Annotated in this window: 18 protein-coding genes and 1 pseudogene; 12 read left to right on the top strand and 7 right to left on the bottom strand. The window is 55.2% G+C overall.

Annotated features, from left to right (window positions below):
- The first annotated feature begins 149 nt into the window (after positions 1 to 149).
- From SK3146_RS20270 to SK3146_RS20260, 3 genes and pseudogenes are all read left to right on the top strand, one after another.
- Entirely contained in the window at positions 150 to 830 is a 681-nt protein-coding gene (locus SK3146_RS20270; protein WP_249860522.1) for a 3D domain-containing protein, read from the top strand.
- A 169-nt stretch (positions 831 to 999) separates the two neighbouring features.
- Positions 1,000 to 2,606 (top strand): annotated as a pseudogene (locus SK3146_RS20265) (glutamine--tRNA ligase/YqeY domain fusion protein).
- A gap of 199 nt (positions 2,607 to 2,805) precedes the next feature.
- Positions 2,806 to 3,471 carry an MgtC/SapB family protein gene (locus tag SK3146_RS20260; protein WP_249866380.1) on the top strand — a complete coding sequence of 222 codons (666 nt, stop codon included), beginning with the start codon at positions 2,806 to 2,808 and terminating at the stop codon, positions 3,469 to 3,471.
- Positions 3,472 to 3,529: 58 nt separating this feature from the next.
- Here the strand turns inward: SK3146_RS20260 and SK3146_RS20255 are convergent, their stop codons facing one another.
- Together SK3146_RS20255 and SK3146_RS20250 are read right to left on the bottom strand one after the other, a co-directional pair.
- On the bottom strand, positions 3,530 to 4,012 hold the full coding sequence (locus SK3146_RS20255) for a hypothetical protein (RefSeq protein WP_249860521.1): 483 nt from the start codon (positions 4,010 to 4,012) through the stop codon (positions 3,530 to 3,532).
- A 22-nt stretch (positions 4,013 to 4,034) separates the two neighbouring features.
- Positions 4,035 to 4,577: an NAD(P)H-dependent oxidoreductase gene (locus tag SK3146_RS20250; RefSeq protein WP_249860520.1), complete on the bottom strand. Its 543-nt coding sequence runs from the start codon at positions 4,575 to 4,577 to the stop codon at positions 4,035 to 4,037.
- A gap of 162 nt (positions 4,578 to 4,739) precedes the next feature.
- On the opposite strand from SK3146_RS20250, the gene SK3146_RS20245 reads away from it, so the two are divergent.
- The 3 genes from SK3146_RS20245 (at position 4,740) to SK3146_RS20235 (ending at position 7,646) form a co-directional block, all read left to right on the top strand.
- Positions 4,740 to 5,378 (top strand): HlyD family secretion protein, encoded by a 639-nt coding sequence (locus SK3146_RS20245; RefSeq protein ID WP_249860519.1) that lies wholly within the window; start codon positions 4,740 to 4,742, stop codon positions 5,376 to 5,378.
- Positions 5,379 to 5,390: 12 nt separating this feature from the next.
- Positions 5,391 to 6,920, top strand: coding sequence for a DHA2 family efflux MFS transporter permease subunit (locus tag SK3146_RS20240; RefSeq protein ID WP_249860518.1), 1,530 nt, complete (start codon positions 5,391 to 5,393; stop codon positions 6,918 to 6,920).
- Positions 6,921 to 7,109: 189 nt separating this feature from the next.
- Positions 7,110 to 7,646 (top strand): helix-turn-helix domain-containing protein, encoded by a 537-nt coding sequence (locus tag SK3146_RS20235; RefSeq protein ID WP_249860517.1) that lies wholly within the window; start codon positions 7,110 to 7,112, stop codon positions 7,644 to 7,646.
- A gap of 61 nt (positions 7,647 to 7,707) precedes the next feature.
- Here SK3146_RS20235 and SK3146_RS20230 read toward each other — a convergent pair whose 3' ends face one another.
- The 5 genes from SK3146_RS20230 to SK3146_RS20210 all read right to left on the bottom strand — a co-directional run bounded on the left by SK3146_RS20230 (position 7,708) and on the right by SK3146_RS20210 (position 14,250).
- The gene (locus SK3146_RS20230) at positions 7,708 to 8,874 is read right to left on the bottom strand and encodes a response regulator (RefSeq protein ID WP_249860516.1); all 1,167 of its coding nucleotides are present in this window, start codon (positions 8,872 to 8,874) and stop codon (positions 7,708 to 7,710) included.
- Positions 8,852 to 10,783 carry a cache domain-containing sensor histidine kinase gene (locus SK3146_RS20225; protein ID WP_249860515.1) on the bottom strand — a complete coding sequence of 644 codons (1,932 nt, stop codon included), beginning with the start codon at positions 10,781 to 10,783 and terminating at the stop codon, positions 8,852 to 8,854. Before SK3146_RS20225 ends, SK3146_RS20230 begins: the two co-directional genes overlap by 23 nt.
- 244 nt (positions 10,784 to 11,027) lie before the next feature.
- Positions 11,028 to 11,909 carry a carbohydrate ABC transporter permease gene (locus tag SK3146_RS20220; protein ID WP_249860514.1) on the bottom strand — a complete coding sequence of 294 codons (882 nt, stop codon included), beginning with the start codon at positions 11,907 to 11,909 and terminating at the stop codon, positions 11,028 to 11,030.
- A 21-nt stretch (positions 11,910 to 11,930) separates the two neighbouring features.
- The gene (locus SK3146_RS20215) at positions 11,931 to 12,821 is read right to left on the bottom strand and encodes a carbohydrate ABC transporter permease (protein WP_249860513.1); all 891 of its coding nucleotides are present in this window, start codon (positions 12,819 to 12,821) and stop codon (positions 11,931 to 11,933) included.
- 82 nt (positions 12,822 to 12,903) lie between these two features.
- On the bottom strand, positions 12,904 to 14,250 hold the full coding sequence (locus tag SK3146_RS20210) for an extracellular solute-binding protein (RefSeq protein ID WP_434006904.1): 1,347 nt from the start codon (positions 14,248 to 14,250) through the stop codon (positions 12,904 to 12,906).
- A 266-nt stretch (positions 14,251 to 14,516) separates the two neighbouring features.
- Here SK3146_RS20210 and SK3146_RS20205 point away from each other — a divergent pair, with 266 nt between their 5' ends.
- The 6 genes from SK3146_RS20205 (at position 14,517) to SK3146_RS20180 (ending at position 19,527) form a co-directional block, all read left to right on the top strand.
- Complete coding sequence (locus SK3146_RS20205; protein ID WP_249860511.1) at positions 14,517 to 14,930, top strand: DoxX family protein; 414 nt, start codon at positions 14,517 to 14,519, stop codon at positions 14,928 to 14,930.
- A gap of 45 nt (positions 14,931 to 14,975) precedes the next feature.
- On the top strand, positions 14,976 to 15,755 hold the full coding sequence (locus tag SK3146_RS20200; RefSeq protein ID WP_349655157.1) for a DODA-type extradiol aromatic ring-opening family dioxygenase: 780 nt from the start codon (positions 14,976 to 14,978) through the stop codon (positions 15,753 to 15,755).
- A gap of 145 nt (positions 15,756 to 15,900) precedes the next feature.
- Positions 15,901 to 16,074, top strand: coding sequence for a hypothetical protein (locus SK3146_RS20195; protein WP_249860510.1), 174 nt, complete (start codon positions 15,901 to 15,903; stop codon positions 16,072 to 16,074).
- A 467-nt stretch (positions 16,075 to 16,541) separates the two neighbouring features.
- Positions 16,542 to 17,096, top strand: a complete 555-nt coding sequence (locus SK3146_RS20190) for a hypothetical protein (RefSeq protein ID WP_249860509.1) — start codon at positions 16,542 to 16,544, stop codon at positions 17,094 to 17,096.
- 362 nt (positions 17,097 to 17,458) lie between these two features.
- Entirely contained in the window at positions 17,459 to 18,133 is a 675-nt protein-coding gene (locus SK3146_RS20185) for a response regulator transcription factor (protein ID WP_249866378.1), read from the top strand.
- Positions 18,130 to 19,527 (top strand): HAMP domain-containing sensor histidine kinase, encoded by a 1,398-nt coding sequence (locus tag SK3146_RS20180; RefSeq protein ID WP_249860508.1) that lies wholly within the window; start codon positions 18,130 to 18,132, stop codon positions 19,525 to 19,527. The genes SK3146_RS20185 and SK3146_RS20180 overlap by 4 nt, the downstream gene beginning before the upstream one ends.
- The last annotated feature ends 170 nt before the right edge of the window (positions 19,528 to 19,697 follow it).

Below are 19,697 nucleotides of genomic sequence, written 5' to 3'. Positions count from 1 at the left end.
TCATGCCCGGCCGGCACAGGCTCCGCAGATTTCCAATCCTAATCGTACTATACCCTAATGCCGCCTTCGCGAACAACGGATGTTTATAATCTAGCAGATTCGGTAAATCTAGTTACTAGAATCGATTCAAGTAAGGAGGATAACCGATCATGCCCATTAAACCGAATCTAACTCTGCTTGTGCTTGTGTTGCTCGCCATAAACCTGACTGTAACCTCTTATGTCTATGCGTATCATGTCTCCGACGACGGCGACGATCTGCTGGAGATTACGTCCTATCATCTATCGCTGGACAGCGATGACCCGGCGCCGGAGGAAGAGGCTGTTCCCGAACCTCTTGTCTACCAGATTAATAGCGGTGATACGCTGTACCAAATTGCCCGCGATTTCAATGTGAGCGTCGCCTCGCTCATGGCCGAGAATGATATCGTCGATGCCCGCCTGCTTACCGTCGGGCAGCAGCTGAGAATCCCCGACTCCGAGGCGACGCTGCCGCTCCCGGACGGACAGCAGAAGGTCATCAAGCAGGTGCTGAGCTCCACGCTCACCGCGTATACGGCGGGTATCGAATCGACAGGCAAGACCCCTTCCAGCACCGGCTACGGCATTACCTACAGCGGCAGCAAAGCGGAGGAAGGACGGACGATCGCCGTAGACCCGAAGGTCATACCGATAGGCTCTACCGTTTTTATTGACGGCGTCGGCATCCGCACCGCGGAAGATACCGGATCGGCCGTACGCGGAGCTCGAATCGACGTATTCATGGACGATGTGACGCAGGCTCGGCAATTCGGCGTCAAGAAAAACGTCAAGGTGTATGTGTTGTCCTAAAGTATAAGCAAACCTCGGGATTTCCCCCAAAAAATTCATAGATTCAAAGACGGGACCATTATATTTCAGCGCATTTTTGTGTATTATATTAAGATAAACTATTACGTAAGAAAGGTTGATTCTGTTGGAGAACCCGTCTGCATCATCCAATTTCATCAAAAACATCGTCATGGAAGACTTAAAATCCGGCAAAGTCGACCAGATTGTCACCCGTTTCCCCCGGAACCGAACGGTTATTTGCATATCGGGCACGCCAAATCGATCTGTCTGAATTTTGAGCTGGCCGATGAATTCAAGGGCAGAACCAACCTGCGCTTCGACGATACCAACCCGTTGAAGGAAGATACCGAATACGTCAAGTCGATCAAAGAAGATGTCGCTTGGCTTGGTTTCGAATGGGACGGATTGTTTTTCGCTTCGGATTATTTCGAAGAAATGTACAGCCGTGCCGTGCTGCTGATCAACAAGGGGCTTGCCTTCGTCGACGACTTGTCCGCGGACGAAATCCGTCTGACCCGCGGCACCTTGACCCAGCCGGGGCAAAACAGCCCTCACCGCGATCGCTCCATTGAAGAGAACCTCGATTTGTTCGCAAGAATGCGGGCCGGGGAATTCAAGGACGGCGAAAAGGTGCTGCGCGCCAAAATCGATATGAGCTCGCCGAACATTAACCTGCGCGACCCGGTCATCTATCGTATTTCGCATACGACCCATCACAACACCGGCGATAAATGGTGCATTTATCCGATGTATGCTTTCGCTCATCCGCTGGAGGATGCGATCGAAGGCGTTACCCACTCGATCTGTACGCTGGAGTTCGAAGACCAGCGTCCGTTCTACGATTGGGTCGTGGAACAATGCGAGATGGAGCATAGACCGAGACAGTACGAATTTGCGCGCCTGAACATTACGAATACCGTCATGAGCAAGCGGTTCTTGAAGCAGCTCGTCGACGAGAAGATCGTCGACGCCTGGGACGATCCGCGGATGCCGACGATCAGCGGCCTGCGCCGCAAAGGCTATACGCCGGAAGCGATCCGCAGCTTCGTGCGGGAAACCGGCGTCGCCAAAAGCTACAGCGTCGCCGATGAGCGGATGCTGGAGCATTTTATCCGCGAGGATCTGAAGCTGAAGGCTCCCCGGACGATGGCGGTATTGCGCCCGCTGAAGGTCGTTATCACGAATTATCCGGAAGATCAAGTGGAGATGCTGGATGCCGAGATCAATCCGGAAAACGAGGAAATGGGCATGCGGCAAATTCCGTTCTCCCGGGAGATTTATATCGAGCAGGACGACTTCATGGAAAATCCGCCGAGCAAGTATCACCGGCTGTTCCCCGGTAATGAAGTCCGCTTGAAGCACGCTTATTTCATTAAATGCAATGATTTTATCAAGGATGCGGAAGGCAATATTGTTGAAATCCACTGCACGTACGATCCCGAAACGAAGAGCGGCAGCGGCTTTACCGGCCGCAAGGTAAAAGGAACGATCCATTGGGTCGACGCCAAACATGCGCTTCCCGCCGAGTTCCGCCTGTTCGAGCCTTTAATTTTGGATGAGGAAAAAGGCGACAGCGACAACTTCATGGAGCACATTAATCCGAACTCGCTGGAGGTCGTTCAAGGCTTCGTCGAGCCGAATATGAAGGACGCGAAAGCGCAGGATAAGTTCCAAATCTTCCGCCATGGCTACTTCAATGTCGATTCCCGCTTAAGCAAGCCGGGGCATCTCGTATATAATCGCATCGTATCGTTGAAAAGCTCGTTTGCGCTCTAATCGCATCGGGTTATGCAGCAGATCCGGACGCCGTTACAGGCGCGGGTCTGCTTTTTTCAATTTGAACGATTTTACTTTAATTATAAAACCGTTATGGTAATATAAATGAACAATACTGAACCCCAGCTCTGTGCAGCGCCGATGAAATTGGCAGCGCATTCATCATATCTTAATATGAACGATCGGGAAGGTGATTCGCATGGAATTCGATTATTTGCTTAGAGTGCTTCTGGCCGGAATATGCGGGGCGCTGATCGGGTACGAACGGAAAAACCGGATGAAAGAAGCCGGAGTCCGCACCCATTTTGTCGTGGCGGTCGGCGCTTCCCTGATGATGGTGATCTCCAAATACGGCTTTCAAGACCAGACCGGCTGGCATAATTTGACGCTGGACCCGTCCCGGGTAGCGGCTCAAGTCGTCAGCGGCGTCGGATTTCTCGGCGCCGGGATGATCTTCATGCAGAAGCAGACGGTCAAGGGGCTGACTACGGCTGCAGGCGTCTGGGCGACGGCGGGCATGGGGATGGCGGTCGGCGCCGGGCTGTATTGGGTCGGAGGCGGCGTCACCTTGATCATTCTGGCCGCCCAGAAGCTGCTGCACAGCCGCTTTCATTGGCTGGCCGCGCCCAAGACGGAGCATTTGACAATGCGCGTAGCTAACGAACCCGGATGCATCGAACGGGTACGGCAGCTGCTGCAAGACAGGAACGTGTCGATACTCAGCTTTCACGCCGAAACGGAGGAGAAGGATGCGGACGAGATCGTCCTGGACATGACGGTCCAGCTTCCCACCTCGACCGGCGCGGGGCCGCTGCTTTCGCTGATTCAGGACTCCTCGTCCATCAAAGCGGTAGAGATTCAGTAGGTGCGGCAAAAAGCCCGGCTCGCGGAGATCCCCTCCGGATGCCGGGCCTTTTTGCGCATTATTCCCTCTGGTTTTTCATAGACCGCAGTGCTTCGCGGAACTGCTGATCGGTGGGGATTTTCCCGGGCGGCGTCTCCGCCGACTCATCCTGACGCTCCTGCTCCCCTGTGCCGCCGAAGTTGCGCAGCGCCTGCCGGTAATCGCTATCGCTATGCGCCTTGGCGGAAACCGCCGGAGCGGCGGGCGGCTGCGCCGGTTTCGGACGCTCCGCCGCAGCTTCTCTTACGACGGGGGCTGCTGCGGCCGGCCGCGAAGCAGCGGCTTCCGCCGGCACCGCAGCGTGGGCAGGCTCGGCCGGAGGCGCCGGTTCCTCCTGCGCAGGCCGGGCCGCACTCTCCTGCTCCATCGCCCGAACGGGCGGCTCGCCGGACCGCTCCGTCGCCTGCTCCCGCTTCTTCCGTGCGGCATCCACCCGCAAATTATACACGATTAAAAAGGCTAAGCCGACTACTGCTATCGCGCCAAAAATAATATATAGCATATGCAAAGCACCCGATTCGTTGTTATTTTGGATTCATTTTGAAGGCGATCTCGGCGACTCTTTTCCCCAGCGCCCGACCCAAAGCCAAGTCGTTTGCCTTAGGCAAATTCGGCGGATCATTGGGCGAAGCCTCGACAGGACAAGTGACGCCGACCCCGTAATAGGAGCCGTACAGCGCATTTTCCGGAACATTGCCGGGCAGTCCGACAATAATCATCCCTTGATGGAGCATCGGCGTGATCAGATTCAGCATCGTCGCTTCGATGCCGCCATGAACCGTAGCCGTCGTGCAAAATACGGCGCCGATCTTGTTCATCAGCTTGCCCTGCGCCCATAAATAACCCAATTGATCGATCCAGGTTTTCATCCCGGAGCTGATCGTACCGAAATGGCCCGGGCAGCCCCATATAATCGCATCCATATGGACCAAATCGTTCGGATTGGCCTGATTGACGTGCTGCAGATGCACCTCGGCGTACGGATGACTCGTCGCTCCCTCATAAATGGAGCTGGCGAGTGCTTCCGTATGGCCGTTCTCACTATCGTAAACCACTATGATTTTCATGGTATGTCCTCCCTGTCCTAGTGCTTCCTCATCAATTTTCCCCATGAAGCGACAAAGTATGAGAGTTCCCGCAAATTAACGAATTAGAAATTGCTGCATAAACGGCCAGCCGATCGGGGAAAATGTCTACAGAAAATCGGATGTTTGGAGGATGAAAAAAACATGAGCAGAGTAATACTGATCAATATTTTGGTTTTGATCCTTATATTGGGCGGTGCCGGCGCAGCAATTTACTACTATAACCGTTCAATTAACTATGTCACTACGGACAATGCGAAATTCGACGGCCAGCCTGTTACGGTTGCCGCCATAGCTTCAGGCCAGCTCGTCGAATGGACGGGCCAAGTCGGCAAAGCTTATCGTTCCGGAGACCGCCTCGGCAGCATACAAACCGCCGGAGGCGCATCCAAGGTCGATTTGACGCTGCCTATCGATGCAACGATCGTACAGCAATCGGTCGTGCCAAACTCGTTCGTGTCGACCGGCTCCACGCTGGCGCGCGGATTCGATATGGGCCATCTGTGGGTAACGGCCAATATCGAAGAGACCAAGATCAATAACGTCAAGATCGGTCAGTCGGTAGACATCTACGCCGATGCCTTCCCGGGAACGACGCTGACGGGCCGGGTGGATAAAATCGGCTTGGCGACGGCAAGCACGTTTTCGCTGCTGCCGAGCTCCAATACGAACGCAAACTATACCAAGGTCACTCAAGTTATTCCTATTACGATAACGCTTGACGGCTACAACGGTCTGGCCATCGTACCCGGGATGAACGTATCCGTACGAATTCATATTTAGCAGGGGGTTTGAATGGAGAATATATCGATCGGCCGCACGCTGACGGTGCTTATGGCCGGGGCGTTCGTGGCCATATTGAATCAAACGCTCATCAATGTAGCCATTCCCCATATGATGAACGATTTCAACGTCTCTGCCACGACCATTCAATGGCTGTCCACCGCTTATATGCTTGTGAACGGGGTACTGATTCCGATTACGGCGTATTTGATCGAGACGTACGGTACCCGCTCGCTGTTTCTGTTCGCGATGGTTGCCTTTACAGTAGGCGCCTTGATCTGCGCTATCTCCCCTAACTTCTCGATCATTTTGCTCGGGAGAATTATACAGGCGATCGGAGCCGGTGTGCTTATGCCGATGATCACCAACGTGTTCCTGGCCGTATTCCCTCCGGAAAAACGGGGGGCGGCGATGGGCACGATGGGGATCGTCATGATCTTCGCTCCGGCTATCGGTCCTACGCTGGCCGGATGGGTCGTGCAGAACTATACTTGGCGTATTCTGTTCTACGCCATGATTCCGCTCGGCATCCTGGACATCTTGCTGGCGGCCAAATGGCTTAAAAACGTCACGAAGCTCACCTATCCGCCCCTTGACCTGTCGGGAGCGATCTTCTCGACGATCGGCTTCGGCGCTCTGCTCTACGGCTTCAGCGAGGCCGGAAGCAAAGGCTGGACCGACGTTCTAGTCGTGTGCAGCTTCATTATCGGCGTCATCTTCCTGCTCCTGTTTATTTGGCGGGAGCTGACGACGGCCCAGCCGCTGCTCAATCTGAGCGTCTTCAAATACGATGTGTTCACGATGAGCACCATCATCGGGGCGGCGGTCAATATGGCGATGCTCGGGGCGATGATTTTGCTGCCGATCTATTTGCAAAATATCCGCGGCTTTACGCCGCTCCAGTCCGGTCTGCTGCTGCTTCCGGGCGCGCTGGTTATGGGGGTCATGTCCCCAATCTCAGGCGCGCTGTTCGATCGTATCGGCGCCCGCCCACTCGCGATTGCGGGGCTCATTATTACCGCCGTTACAACGCTGGAATTCAGCAAGCTGACCGGCGATTCAAGCTATAACCATATCATGCTGCTGTACACGATTCGCATGTTCGGCATGTCGCTGCTGATGATGACCGTACAAACCGCCGGCTTGAATCAGCTCCCGCGGCATCTGGGAAGCCACGGCACGGCGATGTCCAATACGACGAGACAAGTGGCGGGCTCCATCGGTACTGCGCTGCTCGTCACCGTGATGTCCAGCCGCACGACGATCCATTTGGCCGATTATTCCAACGAAATCACCGAGACGAATACGACGCTGATGCAAAATATCGGGGAATTCGGCCAGCAGCTGGCGCTCGAATCGGGCCAAGCGGTTCAAGCCGGAGGCACTCTGGCCGTTCAAACGCTGTATTCCTTGGCGGCGACCCATTCTACTATTAACGGCATTAACGACGCGTTCATGGTAGCTACGTTAATCACCGTGATAGGCTTATTTTTCTCCCTGTTTCTGCGTAAGGCCAAGCATGCGAAGGCACCGCAGGAATAGCCCATTCGCCTATGGCGCCCTCCCTGGCGTGTTCGGCTGCAGGGGCCGCAGGCATTTTCCGGCTTTGCAAAATCCATTGCGATTCGCTAAGATGAAAAGAAGCCGCAGCGGCCGGTACGGGGCTGTCACGCTCCTAAGCCGGATTCCGGCGGCATAACGGCATTATTTTCAAAAAACGGGGATGAAACGATGGAAGTCGGAACGGCGATTCGGGCGATTCGCAAAAAAAGAGGCATTACGATAGGGCAATTATGCGAAGCTACCGGACTGTCCCAAGGGTTTATGAGTCTGGTGGAGAACAATAAAACGTCGCCTTCTCTGGCGACTCTGGAGTCGATCGCGGACTACTTAAAAGTGCCCCTTGCTTTTTTGCTGCTCAAACAGGAGGAGCGGATGAAGGTCGTCCGCAAAGGAGAACGGACTTTCAGCCTGTTCAAGGATAAGCTGAAGGTAGAGCATCTCGGCGACGAAGGAGGCCTGCGCCTTATGCTGATCGAGATTCCGCCCGGGCCTCCCGCAAACGAGGAGACCCACGTGCACGAAGGCGTCGAAATTCATATGGTATTGAAGGGAACAGTGATCGTCTCCCAAGGGGAAGACGAATTTACGTTAGAAGAAGGAGATACCTTCTCCTGGCAGGCTTGCGTGCCCCATAAAGTCGTCAATGCGGGAGAAGAACCGGCGGCCATTCTGATCGCCAGCTACAATGAAAGCAGAATTAAATAGCCCTCGATAGGAACAAAAATAAGCCGCAGCGCCCAACCTAAGGGCTCTGCGGCTTCAGTCGTCAGCTTTGCTCAAGCCGCCTCCTGTACTCGGTAGGGGTCAGCGTCAGCTTCTTGCGGAATACTTGCGTGAAATGCCTCATATCCTGATAGCCGACCCGCTCCGCAATGTCGGCGATTTTCAGGTAAGGGTCCTGCAGCAGCTCCTTTGCCCGTTCCATCCGCAGCTGAATAATATGCTCCTTAAACCCCTGGCCGGTCTTCAGCTTGAACAGCTGGCTGAAATAAACCGGATTCAAATAGACGACGGACGCGACCTTCTCCAGCGACAGATCTTCCTCGTAGTGCGTCCGAATGTATTGCAGCGCCACATCGATGGCGCTCTCGTTGCCTCGGTCGTAAGTGACCGGGGACGAGCCGCCCGTCTGCTTCAGCTTCTTCACTTCGTCCGGTATGCCTGCGAAGTGGCTGAGCAATCCGCTGCCAGCGAGCTGAAACGGCACCTTCAAGTATTGGTGCAGATGGCTGCGCAGCTCTGCGGCGAACGTCTCAAACCCGGCCCCCTCCTGCAGCGTCACGAGCCCCAGCAGACTATGGGTATCCAGACTGACGACGAAGCCGCAGCCTTTGCGCTCGATCAGCTCGGAGAGCACATTGTCCACGATAAAATGCTCCAGATGCGTCCTGCCTTCGCTCTCCAGCCGCACCATGATCAAGTAATACTGCGGATGCTCGCGGGTCAGGGCGGACATATCGAAGCGGCCGATATCCAATCCCGACGCCCACCGCTGAAAGACGGCTTCGCGCAAATATTTCAAATTCGACTTCAGCAGCTGCGCTTCCTGGGTGAGCCGGCTGTCCCGCTGCAGCTCGCCGTCCAGCGCCGCAATCAGTCCGATCAGCTTCTCCTTGCCGATCGGCTTGATCAGATAATCGCGTGCTCCGAGCCGCATCGCTTCCTGGGCATAGGCGAACTCCGAATAGGCGGAGATGACGATCCACTTCACGTGGGCATGGCGGCGTCCGGCCAGCCTCATCAGCTCCAGCCCCGTCATCCCGGGCATCAAAATATCGGTGAACACGATATCGACATGCTCGCTGCGCAGCACCTCGATCGCCTCCTCGGGCGATGCCGCCAAAAACACACGGAAGGCCGGATATCCGGCCAAGATGGCCCGTTTGACCCCTTCGCGTATAATTTTCTCATCATCCACCACCAGGATGTTCATGCAGCGGCCCCCTCTCCTGCTCTTGACGTACGTTCAGCGGAATGGTAACTACGACGGTCGTGCCTTGCCCCTGTCCCCGGCTCTCCCCGTGGGCCCGGCCTGCGCTGCGACGGCTGCGGATATCCAGGCCGTACGGCTCGCCGAACATCAGCACGAGGCGGCGATGCACGTTCTGCAGGCCTATGCCTCGCCGCGGCTTTGCAGCCGCGGAGGCATGGGCGGGCGCGGCGCGGTCTTCCGCAGCCGCGGCGCTCTCCTCCAGGGCTCGCTCGCCGCCGCCCTGCGCCAAGCTGTCGCTTAGCGTGCGCTTAAGCCGCCGCAGCGTCGGCTCATCCATGCCCGGCCCGTTGTCTTCGACAAACAGCCGGAGCATGGCATCGTCCGCTTCGCCGTACACGCGAAGCCGCCCCGCCTCATGCATCGGCTCCAGGCCGTGCTTGACGGCGTTCTCGATCAGCGGCTGCAGCGTCATCTTGGGCAGCCGCATCGCCAGCCACCGCTCGTCGACCGCAATCTCCGTGCGGAGCCGCCCTTCCAGCCTCGTCTCGATAATCGTCAAATAATGGCGGATTTGCTCCAGCTCTTCGCCGAGCGAGACGACGGAATCCCCTTCCCAATGGCTGCTGTAGCGGAACATATGGGATAAGGAGAGGACGACCCGGCCGAGCCGGTCGTTCTCCTGCTCATCCAGCATCCAATAGATCATATCGAGCGTATTGTACAGAAAATGCGGATTCACCTGGGATTGCAGCGCTAGCAGCTGAGCGTTCTTCTCACTCTCCGACACCGCACGGATGCGGCCGATCAGCTCCTCCATCCTTGCGACCATCTGATTGAACGAGGCGACCAGAATATTGATCTCTTCATAAGAATTAACGCTGACGACTCCATGGAAATTGCCTCGCTCCACCTGTTTCATTTGATGAATAAGCCGCTTGAGCGGAGCCGCGAACGATTTGGACACCAGCGTCGCCATCACCGTCGAAACCGCCACCAGAATCGAGCCGACCAACAGCAAATAATGCTTCATCTGATCCATCTCCACGTTCATATCCTGCGAAGGCGTCAGGCTGACGAACTGCCAGTCGGCCAGCGCCGGGCGCGAAGCGACGACCAGCAGTCCGGCCGTCTCGCGGACGACCACCTCGTGCTCCTGCATCAGCGGCGGCCGGCCGCCAAGCTGCTTCAGCAGCTTCGAATCGCCCGGGGACGAGCCGGCCGAGCCCATGACCTCGCCCACCTTGGACAGCATGTATACTTCGCTGTGCGCCCCGAGGCTGAGATTGGACAAGGCGGATACGACCGGTTTCGGGTTCATCTCGATGAGCAGAACGCCTATAGGCTGGTGGGTATGAAAATCGTAGAGCCGTCTGCCGAACGAAAACACGGGCTGGGTCTCCTTCTGATCGATTAACGAATGCTCGTGAACCCCGAACCAGACAAGCTCCCCCGTCGATCGTTCTGCGGCCCGGTACCAGGACGACTCGGCATATTTCGGATCGATGACGCTCATCATGCTGCCGTAGCTGTACAGAGCGCCCCCATTCGAGATGACATGAATCCCGATCAGATCTTCCCTGGAATAGAAGATGCTGCCCAATATGTTGACGATCGTCCGCTCGTTAATCGCTTTCAAAGCAGAATCTTTATTATTCTCATCGGCCATCAGCCGCTGCATATCCAGATTGCCGGCAATCGATTTGGCGAGCGAATTGTAGCCCTGAAGCAGCAGGTCGAACAGCTCGACCGTCTGATAGACGTTTTTTTGCGCAATATCGCTGAATTTCTGATGAAATTGATCCGTCCACCGCTTATAATACAGGCCGCTGACGACCAGCAGCAGGCTGAGCATACAGATCAGAAACAGAAAAAACAGCCGGTTATGAATCGAATGCAACCCTCGCCGCACGGCCGACGCCCCTCTCCTACCGTCTGATTTAACTATACAACAATAATCCGCTTTTAAGCACCAACGGAAATGTTGGGAGAATGGGCGGGACCGCGCCGCGGGCGGGTTATGGCGCAGGCGGTTGGACAATCCGCAGCCTGCGCTCTGGAGGCCGGGTTCGGCCGGCATGTCGGGCAGCGCCGCAGCGCGCGCTTTGGGCGGGCTTGGCCCTAAGCCTGAAGAGGACGAACCGCCTGCCCAAGACTCAGCCTTTGACAGCCCCGGCGACCATCCCTTTGGAAATTTTTTCGGACAAAATGAAATAAATGACGATGACCGGCGCGGCGCCCATGACCAGAAACGCCCCGATGGCTCCGTAATTGACCGAATATTGGCTGACGAAGCTGTAGACGCCGAACGGCAGCGTCTTAAGGCTCTGCGATGAAATGAACGTGGCGGCCATAATGTATTCATTCCATACGGAGATGAACGTCAAGATGCATACGGTCATGATCGGCGGCGTGGAAATAGGCATAATGATACTGCGAAACATCCGGGTCACGCCGGCACCGTCCATAATAGCCGACTCCTCGATCTCGACCGGAATCGACCTCATAAAGCCCGATAGTATAAAAACGGCAATCGGGGTGGAGAACGTAATGTAGGGCAAAATCAGCGCCAGGTACGTATTTAAAATGCCGAGATGCTTGAAAATAATCATATTCGGCAGCAGGGTCGCCTGCAGCGGAATCATAATGCCGACAAGAAATACCGTCATAACCGCGGGGCCGAGCCGGAACCGGAAGCGTGTAATCGCATAAGCGACCATCGAGCACAAGACGATGACGACCAGCATCGTCACGGAGGTGACGAAGAAGCTGTTGAACAAGTATCTAAGGTACGAGCCCGAGACGTAAGCATCCTTATAATTGCCCCACATCAGCGTCCGGGGCAGGGAAAAGAAGCTGCCGCTCAAAATTTCCTCATTCGTCTTAAGCGAATACAGGAGCAGCCAGAGCAACGGGTAAATCTGGGTCACGAACAGGACGGATAACAGCAGCCACACGAGTCCCTTGCCCAAGGAAAAGCGGCCTCGGCGCACCGGTACGGTACGCGGCGCGGATACCGCATTCGGAATTTGGCGCATCGCGCTCCCCTCCTTTCGATATTAAGCATATTTATTTTCCAGCCAGCGGAACAGGGCGTTGAGCAGCATCGTGACGATCAGACATTCCACGACGAGGAAGGACGCGAGCGCGCTGCCGTATCCGTATTTCATGGACAGGAACGACATATTGTACATATGGGTCGAGATAACATCGGTCGCATGAGCCGGCCCGCCTCCCGTCATCACCATAATCATATCGAAGGCTTGCAGCGAGCCGATGACCGACAGCACGATCGATATTTTGAAGATAGGAAGCACCATCGGCAGCGTAATGTAGCGGTCGGCCGTCAATCCTTCCGCTCCGTCAATGCGGGCGGCTTCATAAATATCGGCGGGAATGTTCTGTACGCCGGTGAACTGAATCAATACGTGATAGCCGAGGTACTGCCACAGCGCGACGAAGAACAGGGCGAAGATCGCAACCTTCGGATCGGTCAGCCAGGACCGGGTCCAATGCTCCAGTCCCGCCGCCGTAAGCAGCTGATTGAGCATCCCCCCGAGCGATGCCGGGTTATAGATCGTCTTCCACAGCTGGCCGATGACGACGACGGACAAGATGACCGGCAGAAAATAGCTGGAGACGAGAAAATTCGGTTTGCGCACAAAGCGGCTGATTAAAATGGCGATAAATAGCGCAACCGGAATTTCCGCCATCGAGAACAAGGCGAACAGCAGCGTCCTGCCTACCGACGGCCAGAACACAGGGTCGTTCATAAATATTTGCTTAAAGTTGTCCAATCCGACGAAGGTCGACGTGCCGATTCCGTTCCAATCGAGCATAGCGCTGTAAAACGATACGATAATGGGAATAAACACGAGTGTTATATAAAGCAGCAGGCACGGCAGCACGAACAACGCGATCGTCCGCCGGGGAACCTTTAACACATTCACCCGCAACACCTCCTAATCAAGTCCATTTCGGAAAACAGAAGGGAACCGTCCAGGTTCCCGGTTCCCTTCGCCCCCCATTCGCTTATTTATTGTTCGTCTCGAAGGCGGCCTGATGCTCCTTGGCAACCTCCTTCGGATCTTTTTGCTGGACGAACAGGTTCTGAATGCTGGTCAGGTGGGCTTGCGCCATTCCCGGATTCATCGTGTTGTCGAAAGCCAAATCGCCGCCCTGCACGTTTTTAAACAGCTCCAGCACGTCTATCGCCAATTGGGAATATCCTGCCGCTTTGAAGTCGCCGTCCACCTTCTGGGCTACGCCTACGGCATTTTTCATCTCGAACGAAACTTTAGGGAAATTGGTCATGAAGTAGTTCAGAAATTCTTTCGTTTCTTTCAAATGCTTGCTGTTGGCGGATACCGCAAATCCGCTGCCCGGAGCGAGCATGTATTGATCGGGATTGCCCTTGCCGTCCACGGTAGGAAATTTGAACACGCCCACCTTATCTTTTACCGAGGAATCGTCGATCCCTCCCGTCGCCCACGTTCCCATGAAGTACATCGCGGTCTTGCCGCTCTTGAACAGATTCTCGCCGGCCGTATAGTCGAAGGAAGTTGCGCCCTCCTGGAACGCTCCGGCCTGCACCAGATCCTCCAGCTTCGAAACCGCCAGCTCGAATGCGGGGTCGGTGAACGTTTTCTTTTTATCCAGAACGTCCTTCAAGAAATTCGGCCCGCCGTTCGTGCGAAGCACCATATTCATGAACAGGAACGAACCGGTCCACGTATCTTTCTCGGGAATCGCGATAGGCGTAATGCCTTTGGCCTTCAGCTTCTTGGAGATATCGACCAGTTCCTCGAATGTTTTCGGTACCTCGACGCCGGCCTGTGCGAACAGCTCTTTGTTGTAATACACCACCGCGATATTGTTGCCGTCCGGCAGTGCGTAGACATTGTTATCGAACGTGTAATAATCGAGGATACCCTTCTGGAACGTATCCTTCAATCCGTTTTGCTCCAGCATGTCATTGAGCGGCGCCAGCAGCCCGGCATCGACGAAAGGCTTCATCTGCGCGCTCGGGTTGACGATGGTAATGTCTGGCACTTCTTTGGAAGCGGCCTGCGTCTTCAGCTTCATCTTTTGCTGGTCGGTGTTCAAGGAGTCGAGCTCGATCTTAACATTCGGATTGGCGGTCATGTAATCGCCTACAATTTTCTTCAATATTTTGTTTGTCGGGGTCGTCGGGTCCGGATAAATGTTCTGGAACGTAATCGTGATCGGGCCCTGCTTCTCCTTATCCTTGGACGCTTCGCCGGAGCTTGCTCCCTGGCTCGCAGGTCCGGCGGCTCCTCCGCCTCCGCTTCCGCAAGCGGCAAGACCGAACACGAGCGTTCCGGTTAAAGCCAGATTGACTATTTGCAGCTTTTTCATCATATTGCTTCCCCTTTCCTTCGGGTGTCCCCGTTACATGCTTATTATGGCATTCGCGCAGCTCATTCAACAATGAAGAAACTTAAGACATTAGGTTTGTTTTTTATAGCGGCCTAGTTTATAAATATAAATTAAATATTTGTATGATAAATATTTCTTCTTGACTGGCTAAGGAAATCATGGTACTTTTTTATCAAAAGTAATCTACTTACTTAATTAAAGCTTGCTTGATTAAAGCTGTAATTACGCTACAAGGAGAGGATATTATGTCTATCGGCAGTATCATTCATACGATCGTACTCATCCTGTTCGGAGCCATGTTCATGTTTCACGGCATCGCCAAGCTGCAGATGGGCCTCAGCAACGTCGCAGGCTGGTTTAACAGCATCGGGCTGCCGGGCAGTCTCGGTTATGCCGTCGCCATCCTGGAGCTTCTCGGAGGCGTGCTGCTGATCGTCGGATTGGCTACCCGCTACATTTCATTGGCTTACATTATTTTGATGGCCGGAGCCATCATCAGCGTCAAGCTGCCTATGGGGCTGCTCGGCGACGGCAAATCGGCGGGCTTCGAGCTGGAACTGGCCTATATGCTGATCGCTTTGTTTCTCACCGTGGAACCGAAGAAAGGCTGGGGACTGGACCGGCTGGTCGGAGGCTCTTCGAGCGGCGCGCAGGCGTAATGCAGCAAATATCGGATAATTCCCCCCTATACTAAGGAGGCGTTAATGATGGGAACTTCACTATTTATCGGTCATGGCTCGCCGATGCTGGCTTTGCAGGACTTGCCGTACACCAGAGAGCTGCGCAGTCTTGGCGAGCGGCTCGGCAAGCCGGAGGCGGTCATCGTATTCTCGGCCCACTGGGTCAGCCGCGGGCAAGCCGTTACTTACACGGACGGGGTCTATGAAACGATCCACGATTTCGGCGGATTTCCCGATGAGCTGTTTCAGGTTCAATATCCGGCCCGCGGCTCGCGCGAAATCGCCGATGACATTCACTCCTTGTTCGCCGCATCGGGCATCGCCGCCGAGCGCAATGCGAGCCGCGGGCTCGATCACGGCGTCTGGGTGCTGCTGCGCCATATGTACCCGGAAGCCGACATTCCGGTTATCGCGCTGTCGGTGAACCCGCTGCTCCCGCCGGATCAGCAGTACCGTATCGGCGAAGCGCTGGCGGAGCTATGCGAACGTCGCAACGTTGTGATCATCGGCAGCGGCGCGACCGTGCACAATTTCCGGGCCATGGACTTCGGCAAGCCCGATCAGGCCGATGCTTGGGCCAAGGAGTTCGACGACTGGCTCATCCGCCATATCGAAGCATGGGATACCGAAGCGCTGTTCGATTTCTTGAAGCAGGCGCCCCATGCCCGCACAGCGACGCCCGATTACGAGCACTTCCTCCCGGTCTTTCTCGCTATGGGGGCCGGGGCTTCCAACAAGAAGGCGAAGCTGCTCCACCAAAGCTATCAGTACGGCTCGCTGAGCCATTTGATCATCGAATATTAACCCGTCAAGACGGCCTTCAAGAGGCCGTCTTATTTTTCTATGGCCTCCGTTTCATCCCGCAACCGCCGGGGAAGATTGAAGCTTACATTTTGTGGAAATCATATGTAGTATGGCGAAGAGCCATCCATTGGAAAGGGGCTTGCGGATGCAATATAATCTCACGACCAAACATGATCTGAAAGAAATCATTCAATCGGCGGTAGAGCAAGAAAAATGGCAGGCGGCGATCAAATTGATACAAACCGTCCTCGAGATGGAACGGAGAGGGCGCGAGACGATTTTGATCGAAATCAAACAAGCTCCGACCGTTTCGGATTAATCGATTTATTTATTCTGACGCATCTGGCGCGGTGAGCACGGGCGACAGACTCGTTTTTTCGTATGCCAAGGTACCGCCCTCCCCTCCTCCTCATACGCTATCCCATGGAGGGGGTCCGCTTATGTCTTGGAACCAAGGGGTTTATCATTTGAATATTTGTACCATACCCAATTCGCCACCAAGCATTATCCGCTCAGCCAAATCCGGCAAATTCTCCCGTATCCCAGATGCTATGCTCCACAACAACCGCTGTCATCTCCTATGGGCCTGCGGCCATAAACCGTATGCATTCCGTTGACGCCGCATCCGAGCAGCCGGTGACGGCATCGCAAGCTGTCTTTCCGGGCTTCAGCATCGGGGGCAGCTTTTTTATGCCGAATTTTCAGCAAATGCTCAGCTTCGTTTAATCGGCGCTTTATAAATACCGGCTATACTAGGAGTTAACTTATAACAAGAGGAGCATTCCGATGGAACACTCTAATACTTCGGCAGTCAAACGGCGCCCGTCCTTCATCCCCTCCCAGGACAGAATCCCGTTCTACGCGGCAACCGCCACAGCGGCCGTCATTGCGGTGATGGGGCTATGGAACTTGCTTCACACCTCCCCGGATATGGTTCATGCCAGGAGCTTTAAAGAGGAATTTAAAGCATTCGGTTCCTTGGCGCGCATCGCGTTATTTGCGGTTTTGTCTCATTACGTTCTCGTTGCTATTATGAAAAGGCGATGGCTGACGCGCTGGGCGAGGGTGAAAACATTCATCGCAGCCTTGTCCAGGCTGGCAAGGAAGTGGCATACTCCTGTCGCCATTCTATCCCTTTCCCTGATCCTGCTTCATGTCGTCGGGGCGTTCATGTACGGATTCAAGCCCGATTTCCATAGTATCAGCGGGCTGCTGGCTCTGCTTGCGCTGCTTCCCGTCCCCCTGTCCGGGCTGTTCCGATACCGGCGTTTGGACCGCCAATGGCATTTGCGACTGGGATTGGCCTTTGCCGTTCTGTTTCTTATTCATGCCTTCGTATAACTCCTTCGCCGATCAGCGGCAGGCCGGTTCTCTCGAACCGGTCTTTTTGCGTACGCGGACGGCGGTCCAGCCGACGATGGGCACAGCGTTCAGCCCCGTTTACATTCAGTTTATAAAAGTATCGTATACTTCTTTCATATTAGGGTATTAAAGGAGAGATGCTATCGATGTCTGCCGTGAAATCGAAGGCCGGGACGATCTTGCCAAGTTTATGGACGGAACTGCCGCCGTATGCCGCTACCCGTATATTTCCGGGCGTAAGCTCGTAACGCAGGCGGAACTGGTGTATGCTGTTTCATATCCCGTTTTTTATTCCGTATGAACCGTTGGAGGATATTGCAGAAAGGCGGCTGTTATTATCGATGACGAAAATTATGATCGTAGATGACGATCCGCATATTCGGGAGCTGGTGCGCGTATTTTTAGGCAACGAAGGCTTTGACGTGTATGAAGCTTCCGACGGCCAGGACGCGCTGGTTAAGCTGGAGTCGCTCACTGTAGATATGGTCATTCTCGATATTATGATGCCTAATATGGACGGCTGGGAGCTGTGCCGCGAGCTCAGGGAGCATTACGAGCTTCCCCTGCTCATGCTGACGGCCAAAGGGGAAACTTCGCAAAAGGTCAAAGGCTTCGAGCTCGGCGCCGACGATTACCTCGTCAAGCCGTTCGACCCGCCGGAGCTGGTCGCTCGCGTAAAAGCGCTGATGAAGCGGTACCGCATCGCCGTCTCGCAGACGATCCAGATCGGGGAGCTGTCGATGAACCGCAAAACGTATGAGCTGACCGTTGCCGGGGAAAGCTTGACGCTGCCTTTAAAAGAGTTTGAGCTGCTGTTCAAATTGGCCAGCTACCCGGGCAAAACCTTCTCCCGCGAGCAATTGATCGAGCAAATCTGGGGCTATGATTTCGAGGGAAACGAACGTACGGTCGACGTTCATATTAACCGGCTGCGCGAACGATTTCCCGAGGAGCAGTGCGCCTTCCGGATCAACACAATCCGCGGGCTCGGCTATCGCCTGGAGATCGTTACATGAAGCTGCTGCGGATCATATCGGGCATCGCCGGCTTCTTGGCGTTTTCCATCTTCGTCTGGACTCTCGCTTTTCTCATTACGACGTACGCCTACAATGTAAAAGATACCGAAGCGCGGTGGAACGATATGCTGGAAGGCGGGAGGACGATCGCGGCCCTGCAAGGGGCGAACGAAGCGAGCACGGAGCTGCTGATGAAGCAGCTCGCCCTGCTCAAGCATGAACGGCTCGTGCTCATCGACGGCTCGGGCCGACGGCTCGTGTTCGGGGGAGAAGCCGCCGAAGCGTTCGCCGCCGGCATCGATTCGGAGGATGTCGAACAGGTTCGCAGCGGCGCCGACGTGAAAAAGTTCGAGCATCCGCATCTGCTCGGCCCGGGCCTGACCACAACGGGCCAGGCCGTTACCGTCGGCGGCCGTCAGTATGCGCTGTTCATCCAGCAGGAGACCGACAGTCTGTTTCACGATTACGGCAAGCAACTCGTTACCGTCGTCGTCCATCTGCTCATTTTCTTCCTGCTCCTGCTATGCACGACGCCCATGCGTAAAAAACAGATGCACATGTTCCGGCGGATGATCGCGCTGATTCGCCGAATCGGCAAAGGCGACTTCAGCGTCACCTTCGATATTACGAAAGACCGCCACGGTCCATGGGGCGAGCTCGCGGAGAGCTTGAATCATATGACGCTCGAACTAAATCAGATGGAGCAAATGCGTCAGGAATTTATTTCCAACGTTTCGCATGAAATTCAATCTCCGCTCACGTCCATCGGCGGCTTCGCCCGCGCGCTTCACAACGACAATTTGAGTGCCGAGGAACGCCGCCATTATCTCGATATTATCGAAACCGAGAGCCGGCGGCTGTCCAAGCTCAGCGACAATCTGCTCAAGCTGACCTCGCTGGAATCGCGGCATCACCCGTTCGATCCGAAGCCGTTCCGGCTGGACAAACAGCTGCGCCGCCTGGTGCTGGCCTGCGAGCCGCAATGGCTGGACAAAGGCATCGAGATGGACGTCTCCCTGGATGAAATCACGATTGTCGCCGACGAAGATATGATGAGTCAGGTATGGGTGAACCTGCTTGGCAACAGCATCAAGTTTACGCCGGCCGGAGGCACGATCGGCGTACAGGCCGGGCAGGAAGGGCCGAATGCCGTCATCCGGATATCGGACACCGGAATCGGCATTTCCGAGGAGGAGCAGGAGCATGTCTTCGAGCGCTTCTACAAGGCGGACAAATCACGCAGCCGCGCAGCCGGCGGCAGCGGTCTTGGCCTGTCGATCGTGAAGAACATCGTCGAGCGGCATCACGGCTCGATCCGCGTGCAGAGCCGGCTGGGCGAAGGCACCTGCTTCATCGTGACCCTGCCGCTCAAGCCGCAGCAGGACAAAGCGTGAGCCCGCCACAAACCGCGGCGGCTTCTTGTTACAAACAGGATGCTGCTTCGCCCAGCGTATCGTCGTAGCGTTATCGGCTGCACAACATTTCGGAGAGACGGCCCGCCTACCGGCAGGGCCGTTTCATTTTGCTCTTTTTCGTTTCTCCTCGAAAGTTAACGCCATCCGTT

Origin of the sequence: Paenibacillus konkukensis (assembly GCF_023523925.1) — a bacterium.
GTDB lineage: Bacteria > Bacillota > Bacilli > Paenibacillales > NBRC-103111 > Paenibacillus_S > Paenibacillus_S doosanensis.
The sequence above is the reverse complement of the archived record's forward strand: the minus strand, read 5'-3'. Positions and strand labels throughout refer to the sequence as shown.

Excerpts from the sequence above, each read along its gene's own strand:
- SK3146_RS20270 (WP_249860522.1), top strand. The coding sequence starts at position 150 with ATGCCCATTAAACCGAATCTAACTCTGCTTGTGCTTGTGTTGCTCGCC.
- SK3146_RS20260 (WP_249866380.1), top strand. The coding sequence starts at position 2,806 with ATGGAATTCGATTATTTGCTTAGAGTGCTTCTGGCCGGAATATGCGGG.
- SK3146_RS20255 (WP_249860521.1), bottom strand. The coding sequence starts at position 4,012 with ATGCTATATATTATTTTTGGCGCGATAGCAGTAGTCGGCTTAGCCTTT.
- SK3146_RS20250 (WP_249860520.1), bottom strand. The coding sequence starts at position 4,577 with ATGAAAATCATAGTGGTTTACGATAGTGAGAACGGCCATACGGAAGCA.
- SK3146_RS20245 (WP_249860519.1), top strand. The coding sequence starts at position 4,740 with ATGAGCAGAGTAATACTGATCAATATTTTGGTTTTGATCCTTATATTG.
- SK3146_RS20240 (WP_249860518.1), top strand. The coding sequence starts at position 5,391 with ATGGAGAATATATCGATCGGCCGCACGCTGACGGTGCTTATGGCCGGG.
- SK3146_RS20235 (WP_249860517.1), top strand. The coding sequence starts at position 7,110 with ATGGAAGTCGGAACGGCGATTCGGGCGATTCGCAAAAAAAGAGGCATT.
- SK3146_RS20230 (WP_249860516.1), bottom strand. The coding sequence starts at position 8,874 with ATGAACATCCTGGTGGTGGATGATGAGAAAATTATACGCGAAGGGGTC.
- SK3146_RS20220 (WP_249860514.1), bottom strand. The coding sequence starts at position 11,909 with ATGCGCCAAATTCCGAATGCGGTATCCGCGCCGCGTACCGTACCGGTG.
- SK3146_RS20210 (WP_434006904.1), bottom strand. The coding sequence starts at position 14,250 with ATGAAAAAGCTGCAAATAGTCAATCTGGCTTTAACCGGAACGCTCGTG.
- SK3146_RS20205 (WP_249860511.1), top strand. The coding sequence starts at position 14,517 with ATGTCTATCGGCAGTATCATTCATACGATCGTACTCATCCTGTTCGGA.
- SK3146_RS20200 (WP_349655157.1), top strand. The coding sequence starts at position 14,976 with ATGATGGGAACTTCACTATTTATCGGTCATGGCTCGCCGATGCTGGCT.
- SK3146_RS20195 (WP_249860510.1), top strand. The coding sequence starts at position 15,901 with ATGCAATATAATCTCACGACCAAACATGATCTGAAAGAAATCATTCAA.
- SK3146_RS20190 (WP_249860509.1), top strand. The coding sequence starts at position 16,542 with ATGGAACACTCTAATACTTCGGCAGTCAAACGGCGCCCGTCCTTCATC.
- SK3146_RS20185 (WP_249866378.1), top strand. The coding sequence starts at position 17,459 with ATGACGAAAATTATGATCGTAGATGACGATCCGCATATTCGGGAGCTG.
- SK3146_RS20180 (WP_249860508.1), top strand. The coding sequence starts at position 18,130 with ATGAAGCTGCTGCGGATCATATCGGGCATCGCCGGCTTCTTGGCGTTT.